The organism is Hungatella sp. SB206, assembly GCF_051132295.1.
GTDB lineage: Bacteria > Bacillota > Clostridia > Lachnospirales > Lachnospiraceae > Hungatella > Hungatella effluvii.
On record NZ_CP096603.1, the window covers coordinates 6,068,265 to 6,084,844 of the forward strand.

A 16,580-nucleotide genomic window follows, 5' to 3' on the forward strand; every position below is an offset into this window, starting at 1 on the left:
CTGTTTTACAAATATACGAATTCTGCACCAGGACACACTGCCTGTGATCTAATTGCTAATATACCCTAAAACGATTTGAAATCGGTAGAACAATTTCAAGCATATATCGTAAAATTTTTACCCCAAATGATCGTTACTCCTGAAATTTTGCTGTTTACTGCATCAAAAAAGAGCCAGGTACTGAAAACTGGCTCTTTCATAAAATTCTCTGTTAATTTCTCGGATGTGCCCCCGCGTATGCACTGCGAACCGCCTCTCCCTGGGCGTAATTCATGTACATCTGGGTCGTCGCCATATCGGAATGGCCCATCATGGCCTGAACCGCGTGAATATCGGCTCCGTTCTTAAGAAGATGGGCAGCGAAGGAGTGGCGCAGCGTATGAGGCGTTATATCCGCCTGAATACCGGCCTTTTCTCCATAAAATTTAATAATCTTCCAAAAGCCCTGGCGGCTCATGGGGCGGCCGCTGCAGTTGGTGAACAGCCACTCGCTCTCCTGGCCCTTTAACAGACTGACGCGTCCGTTTTCCATGTAATTCAGCATGGCCTGCTTCGCAACCTTCCCGAAAGGAATCATGCGCTCTTTATGTTCATCCCGGCACGTGATAAAACCGACTGCCAGATTGATGTCTTCCACCTTTAAATTAATCAATTCCGAAACACGGATTCCCGTAGCATAAAGAAGCTCCAGCATGGCCTTGTCCCGGATCTCCTTCGGCGAATCGCCGTTTGGCTGCTCCAGTAAGCTGTTCACTTCCTCCACCGTCAGTATGGTCGGGGCTTTTTTCTCAATCTTCGGAGCCTTTATAAGTTCCGCCGGATCTCTCCGAATCCGTCCCTCTCCGAATTCATAGTGAAAAAACGCTTTCACGGAAGCCAGAGTCCTGGAAATGGTTGTAGTAGCCCTGCCCTCCTTCTCCAGATACAGCACATAGGAATTAAGGCTTGTCTTTGTAACCTTTTCCACATCCGTAATTCCCTGTGCCTCCAGATAGGAAGCCAGCTGCAGTAAGTCTCTCTGATAAGAGACCTCCGTATTCTTAGAGGTCTTCTTCACCTCTCTTAAGTACTTTACAAACTCATTTATCTCCGTAACCATCTCTACGTCCCCTAACCTGCCGGTATCAAAACAGCCCCAAAATCGGCCTCTTCCTATCCATTATATAGAGTTATTTCGATAAAATCAAACACATTTTTCCCACTTTGGGGGCATTTTCGTACTACTTTACATAAAAAGTACAACATGTTGGAAACGCAGGGATTTTTCTCGCAACATGTTGTAAAAAAAGTTTTAAATATTTTTTTGACTTTTTTCGTCATTTAGCCTGAAAATGCCCTTTTCATGCGGTCTTTCAGACATTTTTACCCAGTCATACTCAGGAAGTAGGGATTCAGCCACACCTCGCACGCACTTCCGGCAGCCACAAATGCCAGCACCAGAAGCAGCGCCGGAATTCTCAGTCTTCCGTTTCTCCTGATTCCCCACATAAGCAGCAGACACCAGACCGGTACGTACAGAAATGCCTGCGGCATCACACTCGCAAGAAAAAACGGCAGTCCCAGAATTCCCTTCTGTCCCGTCATAACGGATAAGACCACCCCCACCGACAGGCCGAAACCGGTGCTCAGAACGCAGAAGCACGGCACCGCGTAGGCGGTCAGGCCGATCAGCCAGGCGATCAGCACTTCAATCATTCTCTGACGACAGATATCTCCAAACAGTGCCAGCTGCTCCGTTCTTCCCAGATTCGACTGGTGGCTCAGCAGATTTAAATAGTATCCCGCCTGATCGCTTAAAGAAGCATGCAGGAAATTAGCCGCGGCTGTCCCTGCCAGGAGTCCGGCAAAAAAGAACAGGATAAAACGGTTTCCGCCGCTTCCGTATCCCACGGCAGGCAGGGCAGCCGGGCTTTTTCGAAAATGGATGGGCGTAAACGTACCGCCCCGTATCCGAAGTCTCGGTCCCATGGTTCGAAGTCGTATGGCCATATACAAAAAACCCCTCACAGGTCTTGTCACAATCTATGCCTGTAAGGGAATTTCTATGCACCGGATTCGTCGGGGCGGCTAAACCGTCCGGTTATTCCACGTGGTATTTTCTGGCGTATGCCATGATGGCAGCAATCGTCTTTCCGTCCGTAATTTTACCTTCAAAAATAAGCTTTTCCAAATCAGCAACTGTCCATTCTTCCACATCGATGCACTCGTCATCATCGAGATGCTGTCTGGACGGCTCCAGTTCCCTGGCTACAAAGATGTCGATGGCCTCATCACAGAAGGCCACGGTCGTGTTCACACTGATTAAATACTCCATCTTTTCTTTGTCTGTCTTAAATCCAGTCTCCTCTTCCAGCTCCCTGTGCGCACAGTCCAGCTTCGGCTCCTCCGGGAAATCCAGAGCGCCGGCCGGAATCTCCAGCGTATAGCGGTCCAGTGCGTTCCGGTACTGGCGGACCATCAGAAGCTTTCCTTCCTTCGTCACGGGAACCACTGCTGCCGCGCCGTTGTGATGGATAAAATCCCAGTGAGCCTCATGCCCATTTGCTTCGACTGTGTCCTCGTAGATCTTTAAAATTGTTCCCTGATACTTAAGTTCCCTGTTCAAACGCTTTACCGGCGGCTGTTCCATCTGATATCCTCCATCTTTACACTTTATTTCTTAATTATATATTTCGCCATCTTGATAAGTGGCATCATTTTATATTTTCACATTTCTCATAACAGGCGTCTCCCGCCTTAATCACCGCATTGCGGAACCCATGTTCCTCCAGCGCTGCTACCGCCGCGATCGTCGTACCCCCCGGCGAGCAGACCTTGTCTTTCAGCGCCCCCGGATGTTCTCCGGTTTCCAACACCATCTTCGCGCTTCCCAAAACGGTCTGGGCCGCCATCTTATAGGCGGTGTCCCGTGGGAGTCCGTACTTCACCGCACTGTCAGCCAGGGCCTCGATAAACATGTATACATAGGCCGGAGAGCTTCCGCTGGCACAGACAACCGCACTCATCAGCCGTTCCTCCACGATACACATCTCACCAAATGAGGTGAATATCTCCCGGATGGTCTCTTTTTCCTCATCATCAAACGCCTTTGTATCGTAGCAGACGCCCGTCATCCCTTCGCCCAGGAGCGCCGGTGTATTCGGCATCGCCCGCACCACCCGTTTTTCTATTCCCAGCTTTTCCTTCAGCTGGCCGATGGTGATTCCCGGTGCACTGGAAATAATCACATTGGCTTCCGTCACCACATTGCGGATATTTTTAAGCACCAAATCGAAATACTGGGGTTTTACCGCCAGAATGATGTACTTCGCCTGGTTGGCACATTCCGCGTTGCTTCCCACATGAGTGACTCCCGTCTCCTCCGTGATCTCTTCGCATTTCTCCTCATTCACATCCGTGAAAATGATGTCTCCCTTACCATATACATGAAGCAGCCCCTTTAAAATCGCACTGCCCATATTGCCGATGCCGATAATTCCAATCTTCGCCATATACGATGCCTCCTGTTCCTTATGTTCAGCCTGTTTCAATGATACATATTCTAACACTCTTCCATTCATTATTCAATGGCCGCAGAACCAGGAAATTCCTTTTTCAAATAATTCCGCTCAAAAAATAATTCATTTTATACTCATCCATATATCCATATATTTTTTAACTTTATCTGGCTGTTTCCTGACATTTTGCCTATTTTTTTTATTTCATATTAATTTTTTCTACTTTTTGTCAGGTTATATTCATACTTTTTGTTGATTTTATCGTTTTTTCCATATTCTTTTCAACATTTTATTTGACCAGTTCATACTTCAGTGATAAAATTAAATAAGAAAAGACAAGCCAACAATAACGGAGGGGTTTATGAAAACTATCTACGATAACTGGCCATTCTGGCAAAGGCTTTTAAACATGCTGGAGAATGAATTCGGCAACCGCTGTGAACTGATTCTGCACGATCTGACCAGGGATTACGCCCATACGGTCGTTGATATCCGTAACGGCCACATTACCGGGCGCAAAATCGGTGACTGCGGAAGCAACCTTGGCCTGGAGGTACTGCGCGGAGAAGTTAAGGACGGAGACCGGTACAACTACGTTGTCCACACACCAGATGGAAAGATTCTGCGCTCTTCCACAATGTTTCTCTATGACGATGACGGTAATGTAATCGGCTCACTCTGCATTAATCTGGATATCACGCAGACCGTCGCCCTGGAAGGGATACTGCACCAGTATAACCGTTACGTTCCCGGCATGGAGACAGAAAAACCGGAAGAGGAATGCAAGGAGACGTTTGCAGGCAACATCAGTGATGTACTCGATTTTCTTATTGAACAGGCTGGTGAACTGATTGGGAAACCGGCAGAAGAGATGAACCGTCTGGAAAAAATCCGTTTTACAGGATATCTTGACGCAAAGGGCGCTTTTCTGATCACCAAAGCCAGTGACCGGGTCTGTGATTACTTAAAGATTTCCCGCTATACACTGTATAACTATCTGGATCTGGCCAGAGCCGAGAATGGTGAGTGCAATTTAAGCACCAAAAGTTTAACAAAATCAACGAGAATTCCCCCAGCCTCTACAGGTGGGAGATGAATCGCAAAAACAAACTTGTGGCAGGCAGATATCCCCCACTGACATGAGGTCAAAACAATCCGGGCAACCGGATAAAATGGCAGCATAGCTACTATGTCATTCTGGGTTTTGTATTCTGGACTCAGAATGTGGATTGAAATAAACACCAAAAGAGAAGGGACTGGGGAAAAATGAATATTTATGACGAACTAAATGTGGACAGAATCATCAATGCCAGCGATACCTACACACGAATCGGCGGTTCCCGCATGAGCCGCCGCACACTCGAGACCATGCAGGAAGCCGCAGAAAGCTTTGTGGACATCGGAGAATTATCTGATGCCATCTGCAAACGAATTGCAGAGCGCACAGGCAATGAGACGGCGTTTATCTCATCGGGGGCGGGAGCCTGCGTCGTTCTCACTGCCAGCGCCTGTATGACCAGGGGAAACGAAGAGCTGATGTACCAGCTGCCGGATGCCTCTGCCTGCCCGAAAAATGAAATCATCGTATTTGCGTCTCAGAAGAACTGTCCGATTCTTCCCTACTGGCATTTAACCGAGCTTTCCGGCGCATCGCTTATTCCTGTGGCGGACAGTATTAAATCGCTTCAGGAGGCCATCGGCCCGAAGACGGCCGCCGTCTTTTTCTTCACCGGAACCGTTTATGAATGGACCACTCCCGACTTAAGGGATGTGATTGAGACAGCCCACGAGGCCGGTGTGCCCGTGATCGTAGATGCGGCGGCTCAGCTTCCTCCGAAGTCTCTGATGTCCTGGTATACCGTGGACTTAAAAGCGGATGCCGTCATTTTCAGCGGCGGAAAATTCATTAACGGTCCTCAGACGACGGGGATCGTGCTGGGGCGCCATGAGATTCTCGACCACTGCCGGGCCATGGCCAGTCCTAACGTAAGAATCGGCCGGCCCTATAAGGTAGGCAAGGAGGAGTATGCGGCGTTTTACCGGGCCTGCATGGATTTCCTTGACCTTAATGAGGAGGCGAAGTATCAGGAACTAAAGGCTGTACTGGAGCACATAAAGGCCTCTCTTTCCGAAGTTCCAGGGTATCACAGCTACATAGAGGAAACCGGACGTCTCGGCCAGCAGATTCCCATGCTCTACCTTCAGTTCACCGATGGAACCACGGGAAAAGAGTGCTATGACTTCCTGTATTCTGCACCGGAACGGATAGATATCGGAACCTTTAACCCCAAAGATCCCACGGGTGATCCGTGCCGCATCTTCATCAACGCCATCAATCTGCGTGAACCGGATCTCCCAATTCTGATTCAGAAACTGAACCGCTTCCTCACCTTGCCGGAAAGGGGGCGTTCTCATGAATGAAAAAACGCTGGTCCGATACTACGATGCCGAAAAAAACCGTTTCTTTAACGGCGAGCTCTGTGGCCGGGATGGAGACTGGCATGTCGAATACAGAAACGACGGCCCGCCCGAAACAGATCTTTTCTTAAGCCCCGGATGGATCGATATGCACGCTCACATCTTTGACGGATTCGGCCTTTTCGGTACGGAAGCCGATGCGGTTGGCTGGAAGACAGGAACCTGTCTTCTGGTCGATGCCGGAACCGTGGGAGAGTACACACTTCACGGCTTTACAAAGTATGTGGCGCCGACTATTGAAACGAATATCAGGCTGTTCCTCTGCATCAGCCCGATCGGCGTGATCTTCCATCACGATTACAATGCCATGCAGTATTTGAATGCTGACCGCTGTGGCGCATGTGTGGCCGAACATCCCGGACTGATTTCCGGTGTGAAGGTGCGTATGGGCAGTGAGACCATCCGTCACGAGGGTCTCGAACCGCTGCGCTTAGCCAGCCTTGCCGCCCGGAAGGGAGGTGTTCCGATGATGGTTCACGTCGGAGGAAATCCCCCGTATTTAAAGGACATGGAACCGTATTTTGAAAAGGGAGACATCATAACCCATGTATTCAATGGCCGCGGCGGCGACGTGTGGAACCCTGACGGTACACCGTCAGAAGCACTTCAGAAGCTGATCGACCGTGGCGTCTGGCTTGATGTGGGACACGGAAGCAGCAGCTTTGATTTCGATGTATTTGAAAGAGCCGCCCGCCACCCGCTGCCCCGCTTCCTGATGGGAACCGATTTACACCAGAGCTCTGTGAAAAAACTGGTACGAAACATGGCTGTTCTGCTCTCCAAACTATACGGCTGCGGTGTTTCTCTGGAAGACATTCTTTACGGTGTCACCACAGGTCCCGCGACGGCGCTGGGACTCACCGGCTGGTGCCGCTTAAGTACAGTTCAGAATGCCACACTGTTCCGCATCGTGAATCATACGGAGACGTATGAGGACTGTCAGGGAAATTCGCGGACCTTTCACAAAGCGTTTTCGACAGAGGCTGTTATACTGAATGGGGAGTATCGAAAGACTGCTGCTATATTATAGCTAAAAGGGGCTTTTTATGTAATAGGAGCACTTTCCTATTACATAAAAAAGCTGATTTCCATGGACCGTTTTGATCCACAGAAATCAGCTTTACTTTTTTATCAGGAAATGTCTCTCATAGCTGCGGCTTTCCTTCCCCACAGCTCTTACCGCCTTCCACAGCTACATAATCCCATTGAAATCTGCGTTTTTCAGCAATTTTTCCAGACGAAGCTGCGCTTCTCTTAAAAGCCGGATCGTGAGCGCTTCCTTTTCCGGATCATACCGGAATACCGGCATGGCGATGCTCATGGCCGCAATGACTCCGCCATCCCGCCGGATGGGTACAGCCACACAGCGAATGTACTGGGTTGATTCCTCACATTCAAAGGCAAGCCCGTTTCTCTGTATCTCATCCAGCTGGTATGAAAGCCTGTCTATGTCGGTTATCGTATTCGGTGTCAGCGCTTTTAAGCCGTCCGGATACAATCGCTTCAGTTCGTCCTTTGATTTTCCTGACAGCAGCGCTTTCCCGATTCCCGTCGCGTAAGCGGGCAGCCGCTGTCCCGGGGATACCACGGAACGGACCGGCTCGGTGGAATCCACCTTATAGAGGTAGAACACGTCTCCCTCTACCAGTTGGGCAAAGTAGCAGGTCTCGCCGCAGGCTTCCACAATCGTATGCATCTGCGTCTGAATGTCGGTGGTGAGACCGCCTCTTCTTAAATATACATTACCAATCTCATAAGCCTTGTACCCGATACAGTACCGGCCCGTATCAGGATTCAGGGACAGCATATGAAGCTCACAGAGCGTATGTACAATTGGGAACAGGCTGCTTTTCGGAGCTTTTAATGCGGAAGCAAGCTCTGTCAGCGTCATTCCCTGGGCGGGCGCCGCCGTCAGCTGCTCCAGCGTATCAATCACGCGTTTCGTCGCGCGGTGAAGTTCCTCGTTTGGCACGTTCTAACACCTCTTCTTTTATTTACAGCTGTGTATCTGCCGCACAGCTGAACAGTTATTCTTATTGTACACACTTTTTCCAAATAGTACAAGCATTAATTAACCTTTTACAGCCCCCTGCGTCATGCTGCTGATAAAGTAGCGCTGCAGGAAAATAAACATTACCACGACGGGAAGACTGGAGAGCAGGGAAGCGGCCATCAAGTCGTTCCACATGATCTTATCGTAACTCGCCATCTGTCCGATCGCCACCGGTAACGTCTTCATCTTATCCGATGTAATACACAGCATGGTAAACATATATTCATTCCAGCTCTGGATAAATGCGTAAATGGTCGTGGAGATCAGACCAGGCAGCGTCAGCGGAGCAATAATTTTCCAGAATATCTTCAAATGGCTGCAGCCATCGATTCTGGCCGCCTCGTCCAGTTCCCGTGAAATGCTGTTAAAGAATCCATACATCATCCAGGAACAGAACGGTATGACACTGGCGATGTGAACCAGAATGATTCCTCTTCTGGAATTGGCCAGTCCATAGATTGTAAGAAGCTTATAATAGGGTACAAACAGCATAACCGCCGGAAACATCTGCGTCACAAGAATGAACATCATGATCATCCCTTTTCCTTTAAACTGAAAACGGGAGAATCCATAGCCGGCCAGCGTGGAGAAAAGGACCGCAAGCACGGTTGCCACCGTGGAGATAACCACACTGTTCTTTAAATAGGTAAAAAACGGATACTCTGTTATCACGTTTTTGTATGCCTCCAAAGAAAATGTCTTTGGGAACATCGTTACGGTGGAGCTGGTCATAATCTCGTTGATTGACTTGAATGAGGTGGAGGCCATATAGAGAATCGGCACAAGGACGATTAAGCTTCCCAGAGTCAATCCCATATAGCAAAGCGCATTTATTCTCTTTTGACTATTCATCCTTTAACAACCTCCTCTGCATAATACTGATAACAATACAGATCAGGAACACCACAACCGCCAGGGCGGACGACGGACCGAAATCGAAAAATTCGAATGCCCGCTTATAGATATTGACGCCGATGGTATTGGTTGCGCCGTTGGGACCGCCCTGGGTCAGCAGCCAGATCATCGTCACATGCTTGAACCACCATACGACATCGAGAATCAGGGTAACGGAAAGTGTCGATTTCATGCTGGGAACCGTCACATACCAGAAGGTCTTCCAGTTGGTGGCCCCATCGATTCTGGCCGCCTCAATGATGTCACCCGGCACAGTCTGAAGTCCGGCCAGAAGCTGGATCATCACGAGAGGGTATCCTTTCCAGATACAGATAAAGATTAGTACTGCAAGTGCCAGCTTCGGAGATCCCAGCCAGGACATCGGTTCCTGCAAAATCCCCATGGATACCAGCGTACTGTTTAAAAATCCCATGGTAGGATTGAAAATCCACCGCCACAGGTTAGCGATTACAACTTCCGGAAAGAGCCATGGAAGCAGTAAAATAGCCCGGAATACGGTGCGCCCCTTTATATCCCGGTTCAGCATAACCGCAAATAAAAATCCAAAAATAAAGTGTCCCAGTACGACGCCGACCGTAAAGATCAGTGTGATCTTCATGCTGGAATAAAAATCGGCCTCCGTCAAAACCTTTGCATAGTTTTTCAGGCCGATAAAATTCCATTTGTTGACCAGATTCGTCTTAAAAAAGCTGATATAGATTCCATAACAGAACGGATAAAGAAGCAGCAAAGCCAGCGTAATCACCGCAGGCGTGACAAAGCCATAGGCCGCAACGCGCGTTTTTACCCGATTCATCGTTCCATTCATTCCGTGCTTCAAATAATCACTCCCCTCAACATACAGGAAAGACCGGCTGCCGGAGGGCAGAGCCGGTCTTTCCTGGCTGGTACTTTAACCTTCATTCGCGGCGTCACAGATCTCCTGCGCTCTCTTCTGCGCTTTGGCTGCTGCCTCCTCTACAGTCGATTCTCCGGTGAATACAGACTGATATGCCTGTCCATGTACATCGTTGATCTCGCTGTAGCCTGGAATATTTGGTGTTTCATAAACGGTCTGGCGTGCCTCTAAGAAACCGGCCAGCTCCGGCATATCGTTAATGCTCGGATCGTCAAGAGTCTCTGTACGGGTTGGAAGACGGCCTGTCATAACAGAAAATTCAAGCGCTCTCTCCTTCTCAAGCATAAACTTAATAAATTCAGCAGATTCTTTTTCATGTTTTCCAGGTGTAATGAAATATCCAAACCCACCCGGTGTGCTGACAGAACGCTCCACTGCCGGTACCGGGAAGGAACCGAGTTTGCCCTTTAACTCCGGAACCTGAGAGGTTATCGCACCAATTGCATTGGAGCCGGTAATCAGCATGGCTGCTTTGCCTGATGAAAACAGATTGACTGCGGTCGGATAATCGGTCTCAATGACTCCCGGAGGGCAGGTGTGGTAAGTCACATCCAGATCGGTGTAGGCACGCAGTGCGTCAATATACTTCTGAGAACCGATATCGGTAGTCCACTTTCCATCATCTCCCAGAATAAACTCATCCACACCAAAGTTACAGATCACATACTGGAACCTTCCTGCGCCGGAACCATTGTTTGCGCCGACCAGGGTATTGCCGTAGGCTCCGTCTCCCGTCAGAGCTTTGGATACTTCTACAAATTCATCCCATGATTTCGGTACCGCTACCCCTTTTTCATCGAAGATATCTTTACGGTAAACAATACCAGATGCTCCGCTGAACCATGGCGCTCCGTAAGCCACTCCGTCTACACTTGCGCTTGCAAGGCTGACACTTTCAAATCCATCCACGTAGTCCTGACCAAAAATTGGTGCGATTTCCGCAGCCAGCCCCATGTCCACAATCGTAGCGGTATCCAGCATGTTCGCCAGGAAGAAGTCCGGCATGGAATCCGATGTTGCCAGCGTTATGTACTTTTTCATAAGATCATTGGCGCTGACGCCCTCTACTTCCACGGTAATTCCGTTGCCCAGCGCATTGAACTCCTCAATACACTTCTTTTCAAAGTCTCCCTCCGGAGACTCCAGAATCGTGGAAGAAATATAAGTAATCGTCACATTCTCTCCACTGCTTTCCTTTGCAGCTTCTGTCTCCCCCTCTGTCTTTGCTGCTTCCGTCTGCTGTGTCTCTGCAGCTGCCGCTTTCGTAGTCTCCGGAGCCGCTTCTTTTCCACCGCATCCGGCCAGCATAGAAGCCGCCATCACTACTGATAATCCAATTGCCAGATTCTTTTTAACCATTTCTTCTCCTCCTTGTATCTCTTTATCATTACCATTCAATTGGTGTTCCGTCGTAGGTCCGCCACATTGGATTCTTCCAGTTATGGCGGTTCTTGTTCTGTTCCTGAACCATCTCCTCGTCTACTTCTACGCCGAGTCCCGGTCCTTCGGGAATCTCAACAAAACCATCTTTAAAATGAAATACTTCCTTATTCTTTAAGAAATTAATCCTCGGGTTCGTATCGCCTGCATCGTGAATATCAATGCTCTGCTCCTGAAGCACCAGATTCGGTGTCGCCGCTCCCATCTGAATACAGGAAGAAAATGCAATCGCGTCCAGAGGACAGTGCGGCGCAACTGCCACATCGTAAGCTTCCGCCATGGCTGCGATTCTTCTCGCTTCGCTGATACCACCCGCATGGCTCAAATCGGGCTGGATAATATCCACATATCCCTGTTCAAACAGAGATTTATAATCCCACCTGCTGTACATTCGTTCTCCTATGGCAATGGGCGCAGATGTATACTTCGCTACCTCACGCAGCGCTTCCTTATTCTCCGGAAGCACCGGTTCCTCCATAAAAAGCGGATGAAACTGGTCTAATTCCCGGACCAGAACCTTTGCCATAGGCTTGTGAATTCTTCCGTGAAAATCAATGGCCATATCGATGTTGTTACCGATGGCATCACGGATTGCTCCTACTTTTTCCACCAGCTTATTCACGCTTTGCAGCGTATCTACATAGTGGGTGGGGTCTGTCGGCGAAGTCTTAATGACTGTATAGCCTTCTCTGACCGCCTGTCTCGCATCCTCTGCCACTTCTTCCGGCGTATCACCGTGTATGCTTCGGTATACCTTAATCTTATCCTTGACCTTTCCCCCCAGCATCTCATAGACAGGAGCATGATAATAACGCCCCTTGATATCCCACAACGCCTGGTCGATACCGGCGATCGTGCTCATCAACACCGGACCTCCCCGATAAAAGGCGCGGCGGTACATGGTCTGCCAGTGCTCCTCAATCCGCAGCGGATCTTTTCCTATAAAATAGTCGCGCCACTCATTCACGGAAGCTTCCAGTGTTGCAGCTCTTCCTTCTACCAGAGGTTCTCCCCAGCCACAAATTCCTGCATCCGTCTCAATCTTTAACAGCAGAAAACGGTGTGGCATAAAATAGAGCTTCATGTCTGTAATTTTCATTTCTCTCCTTACATCCCTTTCTATTTCGTTATTCGTACTTCTCGCTTATTTGTTCGTATATAGGAACTCAGTTCCTTATATTAACCATATTTTTACTATACCCCATGTTTTCCCGTCTGTCAATACAGAAAATCTCTTTTTTCTGTTTTTATTGTTTATTATGTACTCCTTTCTTCTTTTGTACTTCAATTTTTCTAGCATATTATTATTATATTTTTTCTTTTAGCAAAAAACAATTGACAAAAGCTTTTCCTCACGCCTATAATATAATTAACCCTTTAAGAACTAAGTTCTTATATAGGAACCCCCTTTTTTCAGATTATCAACTTCATTTTACTTTTCATGTTCTTTAAACAGGAGGTCATCATCATGACAACTTTTGATAAAGTTCTGGCAGGCGGTATCATCACAATTATCCGCGGCCTGGATTCCGATTATGCGGAAAAGACAGTGGAGGCTATCTTCGCGGGCGGGCTTCGCCTGGCCGAGATCACCTTTGACCAGACGGCCGCGCCGGAGGTTACAGCAAATATCATCCGCACTTTAAACCAGAAATTCGAGGGGCGGGTCCTAATCGGTGCAGGCACCGTCATGACCAGCGGGCAGCTCCATGCAGCGTATGACGCAGGAGCCGCCTACATTATTTCGCCCAATGCAGATTCCTCCATTATCCGTGAGACAAAGCGCCTCGGTCTTCTTTCCATGCCCGGCGCCTATACCGCAACGGAGGTGGCACGCTGCTATGCCGATGGAGCCGATATTGTAAAGGTATTCCCCTCTGATTCCGCCGGTCCGGGTTACATAAAAGCGCTTCGCGGCCCGCTTCATCACATTCCGCTTGCCGCAGTCGGCGGAGTAAGCCTGGAAAATATCCGGGACTTCTTCGATGCAGGAGCCTGCTGTGTGGGCATTGGTTCCAATATTGTCAGCAAACAGGCTGTACAGGAAGGGGATTTTGACAGGATCCGAATGCTTGCCGCCGCTTATGCGGCAAAACTTTAAATAAGAAAGTTGGTGTTTCCTTGTATTACTTCTACTTTGACTCAGGTACAACAAACACGCGGGCCTGCCTCTTAAAGGGCGGAACCATTCTAAACCGCGGAGAAATTCCGGTCGGTTCCCGCGATTCCGCTCTGCATCAAAATCGGGCTGTCCTCATATCCGCATTAAAACGGCTCTATGACCAGCTCCTCTCCGAATCAGGAATTGCCGATACGCAGGTGGCGGATATCTATATGTCCGGAATGATCTCCAGTCCCTCCGGATTGACAGAGATTGAGCACTTGTCCACCCCTGTGGATTTTAAAAAATTGAAAAACAGTATTGTCACTTATTATGAGGCCGATTTCTTTCAGCGAAATGTTCATATTATTCCCGGAATCAAGACGCTTCCCCAGGGAATGACAGCTTCCGTCGAGACTGTGGTTGATGCCAATAATATGCGCGGAGAGGAAACTGAGTTGTTTGGAATTCTCCACCGCTGTCCTGGTCTGGCCAGCGGCAGAAGCATCATCCTGCTTCCCGGTTCCCATACACAGGCGGCTTTCCTGTTCGACGGTACCATCGAAAATATCTCTTCCACCATAACAGGGGAGCTCTATCACGCCCTGGCCGGGCACACGATTCTCGGTTCCAGCATCAATGGAGAGAAGTGCACGGAGCTTCTTCCCCACATGGTCTGTATGGGATACGATATCGTCCACCAGTACGGTTTCAACCGTGCGCTGTACGTCGTCCGCAGTATGGACTTATTCGCCGGTTCGACGCTGTCTGAGCGGCGCTCCTACTTGGAAGGCGTTATTAACGGCGGGGTCATGGATGCCATCGTCTCCGTCACACAGGACAAACCAGCAACCATCGCCGTGGCCGGACCGCATATGCAGTATGATATCTTTTCGGCCTTTGCCGATAAGCTGTTTCCGCAGTTTAAGATCACGGAAGTGCCTGTCACTCCGTCATTTCCGTTTGCCGTAGAAGGATTTTTAAGTCTTATGGGATTTTAGGAGACATTGACATTTTTCCCCTTTTCAACTATGATTGTTATACAAATCATTTAAGGGGGAAACTGCAATGGCAGGAACACGCAGACCGGTCACTACCATTAAGGAACAGGTATACCAAATCATCAAAGAGGATATCTGTAATGGTGTCTACCCGCCGGGCTACTGGCTTCAGGAAACTGATCTTTCCGCCGCGCTCTCCGTCTCAAGAAGTCCGATCAGGGAGGCGCTGCGCCAGTTGGTCGCGGATGGACTTGTGGTAGAATACCCGAACCGCGGTGTGTTCGTTAAGGAATATACGCAGAAGGATATTGAAGATATCTTCGATCTGCGGATCATCCTGGAGAGCTATGCCATCCGGCGGTCCGGTCAGAATCTCACCTCTGCATATGCCGAAAAGCTTAACACCTTCATGGATACTTTAATCTACTACCATAAAGCTGATGATCTCCAGAATTACATCAACGCAGACACCGGACTCCACCAGCTGATCATCGAGCTGAGCGGCAACAACCTGGTTATCAGCACTTATGAAAGGGTCTATTCCATGGTACAGCAGTTCCGGATCTATTCCCTTACCAGCAAGGAGCGTTTTGACGAATCGGTGACGGAACATACCAATATCATACAGAACATCCTGTCCGGGAACGCCCGGGAGGCCGACCGGATCAACCGGACTCACTTAGAGCTGGCCCGCGAAAAGATCATTGTATACTTAAACAAAAAAGATGCTCTCCCTTAGCCTGTCGCCAAAGGAGGGCATCTTTTCTATTAATGGAAAAATACTGCCAGAATACAGATCAGGATGGAACCAAAGATCGGTATGATAATGGTTCCTATACTCCATGTCTTCAAGCTGGTCTTGATATCCATTCCACTGAAGTTGGTTACCACATGGAAATAACTGTCGTTTAAGAAGGATGGACACATGGAGGTCAGGCAGACCGCCAGACCGGCCAGGTAGGGATTAATTCCCAGGGTTGTAAGCATGGGAGCGATGATCGCGGAACCGGTAATCATCGCGGTTGTGCCGGAGCCCTGCGGGAAACGCATAATCGTTCCAATCAGAAGCGGAACCAGGATTCCCGGAATTCCTACTGCAACGATTCCGTCTGCCATCAGCTGAGCCGCGCCGGTTGCTTTCACGACCGCACCCAGAGCGCCGCCTGCAGCGGTAATGCAGACGATCGGGCCCGCGTCCTTTAACGCGTCGTTCATCATTCCGTTGACCGTCTTCTTATCCATGTCCTTAGCCAGAACAAAGGCGCCCAGACAGAGAGAGATAAACAGTGCGATTACAGGATTTCCGAGGAAGGTAATCACGCCTCCCACGGCATTGGCCTTCCATGCGGTCTGGCTGACAACGGTATTGCAGAGAATTAAAAATACGGGAAGCAGCAGAATCGTAAAGGAAATGCCCGCTGACGGAAGCTTTTCCGTAGACAGCAGCGCCTCAAAATCAGAGTTCTCCAGCTCTTTTCCCTCTTTCAGCTTTTCATCAATCTTATCCAGAACCACCAGCTGAGCCTTCGTATACTTGCTTCTGTCGATCTCGCTCGGAACGATGAAATCAGGGTACCGGTTTCCGAACCAGCGGAATAAAAAGATGGATACGATGAACAGCGGAATACTGAAAAGCAGTCCTGCTATGATAAACATACCAAGATCAACGGGGATGCCTTCTTTCTGGAACGTACTGACTACCGCCAGAGGTCCCGGTGTCGGCGGAACCATAAAGTGGGTAATATAGAGGCCCATACCCAGGATGCCGCCCAGTCCTACCATGGATTTCTTGGTCAGACGGGAAAATTCTTTTGCCAGTGACGATAAGATGACGAATCCCGAGTCGCAGAACACCGGAATGGAAACCACAAAGCCAGTCAGGCCCAGCACCACATCGGCCCGTTTCACGCCTACCATCTTTAAGATGGTAAGAGCCATACGCTTTGCCGCTCCGCTCTTCTCCAGGAAAATTCCCATGATACAGCCGAAGCCGATCACGATGCCGATACTGGCCATCGTCCCTCCAAAACCGCTCGTCACGGTGCTGATGGATTCCCCCAGCGGAATGCCTGATAAGATGCCGATTAAAATTGCAGAAATAATGAGTGATGGAAACGCATGCATTCGCGTAAAGATAATCAGTCCCATCATAACGACTACACCAATTAACATAGCTATTACTGGATTCATACAGTTA

At 49.0% G+C, this 16,580-nt stretch carries 16 protein-coding genes; 6 read left to right on the top strand and 10 right to left on the bottom strand.

Going from position 1 to position 16,580, the window contains the following annotated elements; all coding sequences use genetic code 11:
* Window positions 1-211: 211 nt before the first annotated feature.
* The 4 genes from xerD to proC form a co-directional block, all read right to left on the bottom strand.
* Window positions 212-1,099, bottom strand: a complete 888-nt coding sequence (xerD, locus tag M1L66_RS26895) for a site-specific tyrosine recombinase XerD (RefSeq protein WP_187019773.1) — start codon at window positions 1,097-1,099, stop codon at window positions 212-214.
* 263 nt (window positions 1,100-1,362) lie between these two features.
* Window positions 1,363-1,989 (bottom strand): stage II sporulation protein M, encoded by a 627-nt coding sequence (locus tag M1L66_RS26900; RefSeq protein WP_187019774.1) that lies wholly within the window; start codon window positions 1,987-1,989, stop codon window positions 1,363-1,365.
* A gap of 91 nt (window positions 1,990-2,080) precedes the next feature.
* Window positions 2,081-2,629 (bottom strand): NUDIX hydrolase, encoded by a 549-nt coding sequence (locus M1L66_RS26905; RefSeq protein ID WP_002602129.1) that lies wholly within the window; start codon window positions 2,627-2,629, stop codon window positions 2,081-2,083.
* Between the two features lie 64 nt (window positions 2,630-2,693).
* Window positions 2,694-3,491, bottom strand: coding sequence for a pyrroline-5-carboxylate reductase (gene proC / locus M1L66_RS26910; protein WP_434688877.1), 798 nt, complete (start codon window positions 3,489-3,491; stop codon window positions 2,694-2,696).
* Between the two features lie 367 nt (window positions 3,492-3,858).
* Between proC and M1L66_RS26915 the strand changes: the two genes are divergently transcribed.
* From M1L66_RS26915 to M1L66_RS26925, 3 genes are all read left to right on the top strand, one after another.
* A complete protein-coding gene (locus M1L66_RS26915) occupies window positions 3,859-4,593 on the top strand; it encodes a helix-turn-helix transcriptional regulator (RefSeq protein WP_434688878.1) in 735 nt (244 codons plus the stop codon).
* Between the two features lie 170 nt (window positions 4,594-4,763).
* On the top strand, window positions 4,764-5,918 hold the full coding sequence (locus tag M1L66_RS26920; RefSeq protein WP_434688879.1) for an aminotransferase class V-fold PLP-dependent enzyme: 1,155 nt from the start codon (window positions 4,764-4,766) through the stop codon (window positions 5,916-5,918).
* Window positions 5,911-7,005, top strand: a complete 1,095-nt coding sequence (locus tag M1L66_RS26925; protein WP_187019781.1) for a hypothetical protein — start codon at window positions 5,911-5,913, stop codon at window positions 7,003-7,005. Before M1L66_RS26920 ends, M1L66_RS26925 begins: the two co-directional genes overlap by 8 nt.
* A gap of 162 nt (window positions 7,006-7,167) precedes the next feature.
* On the opposite strand, the gene M1L66_RS26930 is transcribed toward M1L66_RS26925, so the two are convergent.
* The 5 genes from M1L66_RS26930 to dgoD form a co-directional block, all read right to left on the bottom strand.
* Window positions 7,168-7,947 carry an IclR family transcriptional regulator gene (locus tag M1L66_RS26930; protein ID WP_187019783.1) on the bottom strand — a complete coding sequence of 260 codons (780 nt, stop codon included), beginning with the start codon at window positions 7,945-7,947 and terminating at the stop codon, window positions 7,168-7,170.
* Window positions 7,948-8,046: 99 nt separating this feature from the next.
* Window positions 8,047-8,880 carry a carbohydrate ABC transporter permease gene (locus tag M1L66_RS26935; RefSeq protein ID WP_110324598.1) on the bottom strand — a complete coding sequence of 278 codons (834 nt, stop codon included), beginning with the start codon at window positions 8,878-8,880 and terminating at the stop codon, window positions 8,047-8,049.
* A complete protein-coding gene (locus tag M1L66_RS26940; RefSeq protein ID WP_110324692.1) occupies window positions 8,873-9,751 on the bottom strand; it encodes a carbohydrate ABC transporter permease in 879 nt (292 codons plus the stop codon). Before M1L66_RS26940 ends, M1L66_RS26935 begins: the two co-directional genes overlap by 8 nt.
* Before the next feature lie 84 nt (window positions 9,752-9,835).
* Window positions 9,836-11,200, bottom strand: a complete 1,365-nt coding sequence (locus M1L66_RS26945) for an ABC transporter substrate-binding protein (protein WP_434688880.1) — start codon at window positions 11,198-11,200, stop codon at window positions 9,836-9,838.
* Between the two features lie 28 nt (window positions 11,201-11,228).
* A complete protein-coding gene (gene dgoD, locus M1L66_RS26950) occupies window positions 11,229-12,380 on the bottom strand; it encodes a galactonate dehydratase (RefSeq protein WP_117623134.1) in 1,152 nt (383 codons plus the stop codon).
* A gap of 369 nt (window positions 12,381-12,749) precedes the next feature.
* On the opposite strand from dgoD, the gene M1L66_RS26955 reads away from it, so the two are divergent.
* The 3 genes from M1L66_RS26955 (at window position 12,750) to M1L66_RS26965 (ending at window position 15,122) form a co-directional block, all read left to right on the top strand.
* Window positions 12,750-13,382 (top strand): bifunctional 4-hydroxy-2-oxoglutarate aldolase/2-dehydro-3-deoxy-phosphogluconate aldolase, encoded by a 633-nt coding sequence (locus M1L66_RS26955; RefSeq protein ID WP_187019785.1) that lies wholly within the window; start codon window positions 12,750-12,752, stop codon window positions 13,380-13,382.
* A gap of 20 nt (window positions 13,383-13,402) precedes the next feature.
* Window positions 13,403-14,383: a 2-dehydro-3-deoxygalactonokinase gene (locus M1L66_RS26960; protein ID WP_434688881.1), complete on the top strand. Its 981-nt coding sequence runs from the start codon at window positions 13,403-13,405 to the stop codon at window positions 14,381-14,383.
* A 67-nt stretch (window positions 14,384-14,450) separates the two neighbouring features.
* A complete protein-coding gene (locus tag M1L66_RS26965; RefSeq protein WP_187019788.1) occupies window positions 14,451-15,122 on the top strand; it encodes a GntR family transcriptional regulator in 672 nt (223 codons plus the stop codon).
* A gap of 29 nt (window positions 15,123-15,151) precedes the next feature.
* Here the strand turns inward: M1L66_RS26965 and M1L66_RS26970 are convergent, their stop codons facing one another.
* Window positions 15,152-16,573, bottom strand: coding sequence for a GntP family permease (locus tag M1L66_RS26970; RefSeq protein WP_434688882.1), 1,422 nt, complete (start codon window positions 16,571-16,573; stop codon window positions 15,152-15,154).
* Window positions 16,574-16,580: the final 7 nt, after the last annotated feature.

Coding starts and splice junctions, on each gene's coding strand:
- M1L66_RS26935 (WP_110324598.1), bottom strand. CDS start 8,880: ATGAATAGTCAAAAGAGAATAAATGCGCTTTGCTATATGGGATTGACT.
- M1L66_RS26940 (WP_110324692.1), bottom strand. CDS start 9,751: ATGAATGGAACGATGAATCGGGTAAAAACGCGCGTTGCGGCCTATGGC.
- M1L66_RS26970 (WP_434688882.1), bottom strand. CDS start 16,573: ATGAATCCAGTAATAGCTATGTTAATTGGTGTAGTCGTTATGATGGGA.
- M1L66_RS26925 (WP_187019781.1), top strand. CDS start 5,911: ATGAATGAAAAAACGCTGGTCCGATACTACGATGCCGAAAAAAACCGT.
- M1L66_RS26915 (WP_434688878.1), top strand. CDS start 3,859: ATGAAAACTATCTACGATAACTGGCCATTCTGGCAAAGGCTTTTAAAC.
- dgoD (WP_117623134.1), bottom strand. CDS start 12,380: ATGAAAATTACAGACATGAAGCTCTATTTTATGCCACACCGTTTTCTG.
- proC (WP_434688877.1), bottom strand. CDS start 3,491: ATGGCGAAGATTGGAATTATCGGCATCGGCAATATGGGCAGTGCGATT.
- xerD (WP_187019773.1), bottom strand. CDS start 1,099: ATGGTTACGGAGATAAATGAGTTTGTAAAGTACTTAAGAGAGGTGAAG.
- M1L66_RS26945 (WP_434688880.1), bottom strand. CDS start 11,200: ATGGTTAAAAAGAATCTGGCAATTGGATTATCAGTAGTGATGGCGGCT.
- M1L66_RS26905 (WP_002602129.1), bottom strand. CDS start 2,629: ATGGAACAGCCGCCGGTAAAGCGTTTGAACAGGGAACTTAAGTATCAG.
- M1L66_RS26900 (WP_187019774.1), bottom strand. CDS start 1,989: ATGGCCATACGACTTCGAACCATGGGACCGAGACTTCGGATACGGGGC.
- M1L66_RS26920 (WP_434688879.1), top strand. CDS start 4,764: ATGAATATTTATGACGAACTAAATGTGGACAGAATCATCAATGCCAGC.
- M1L66_RS26965 (WP_187019788.1), top strand. CDS start 14,451: ATGGCAGGAACACGCAGACCGGTCACTACCATTAAGGAACAGGTATAC.
- M1L66_RS26955 (WP_187019785.1), top strand. CDS start 12,750: ATGACAACTTTTGATAAAGTTCTGGCAGGCGGTATCATCACAATTATC.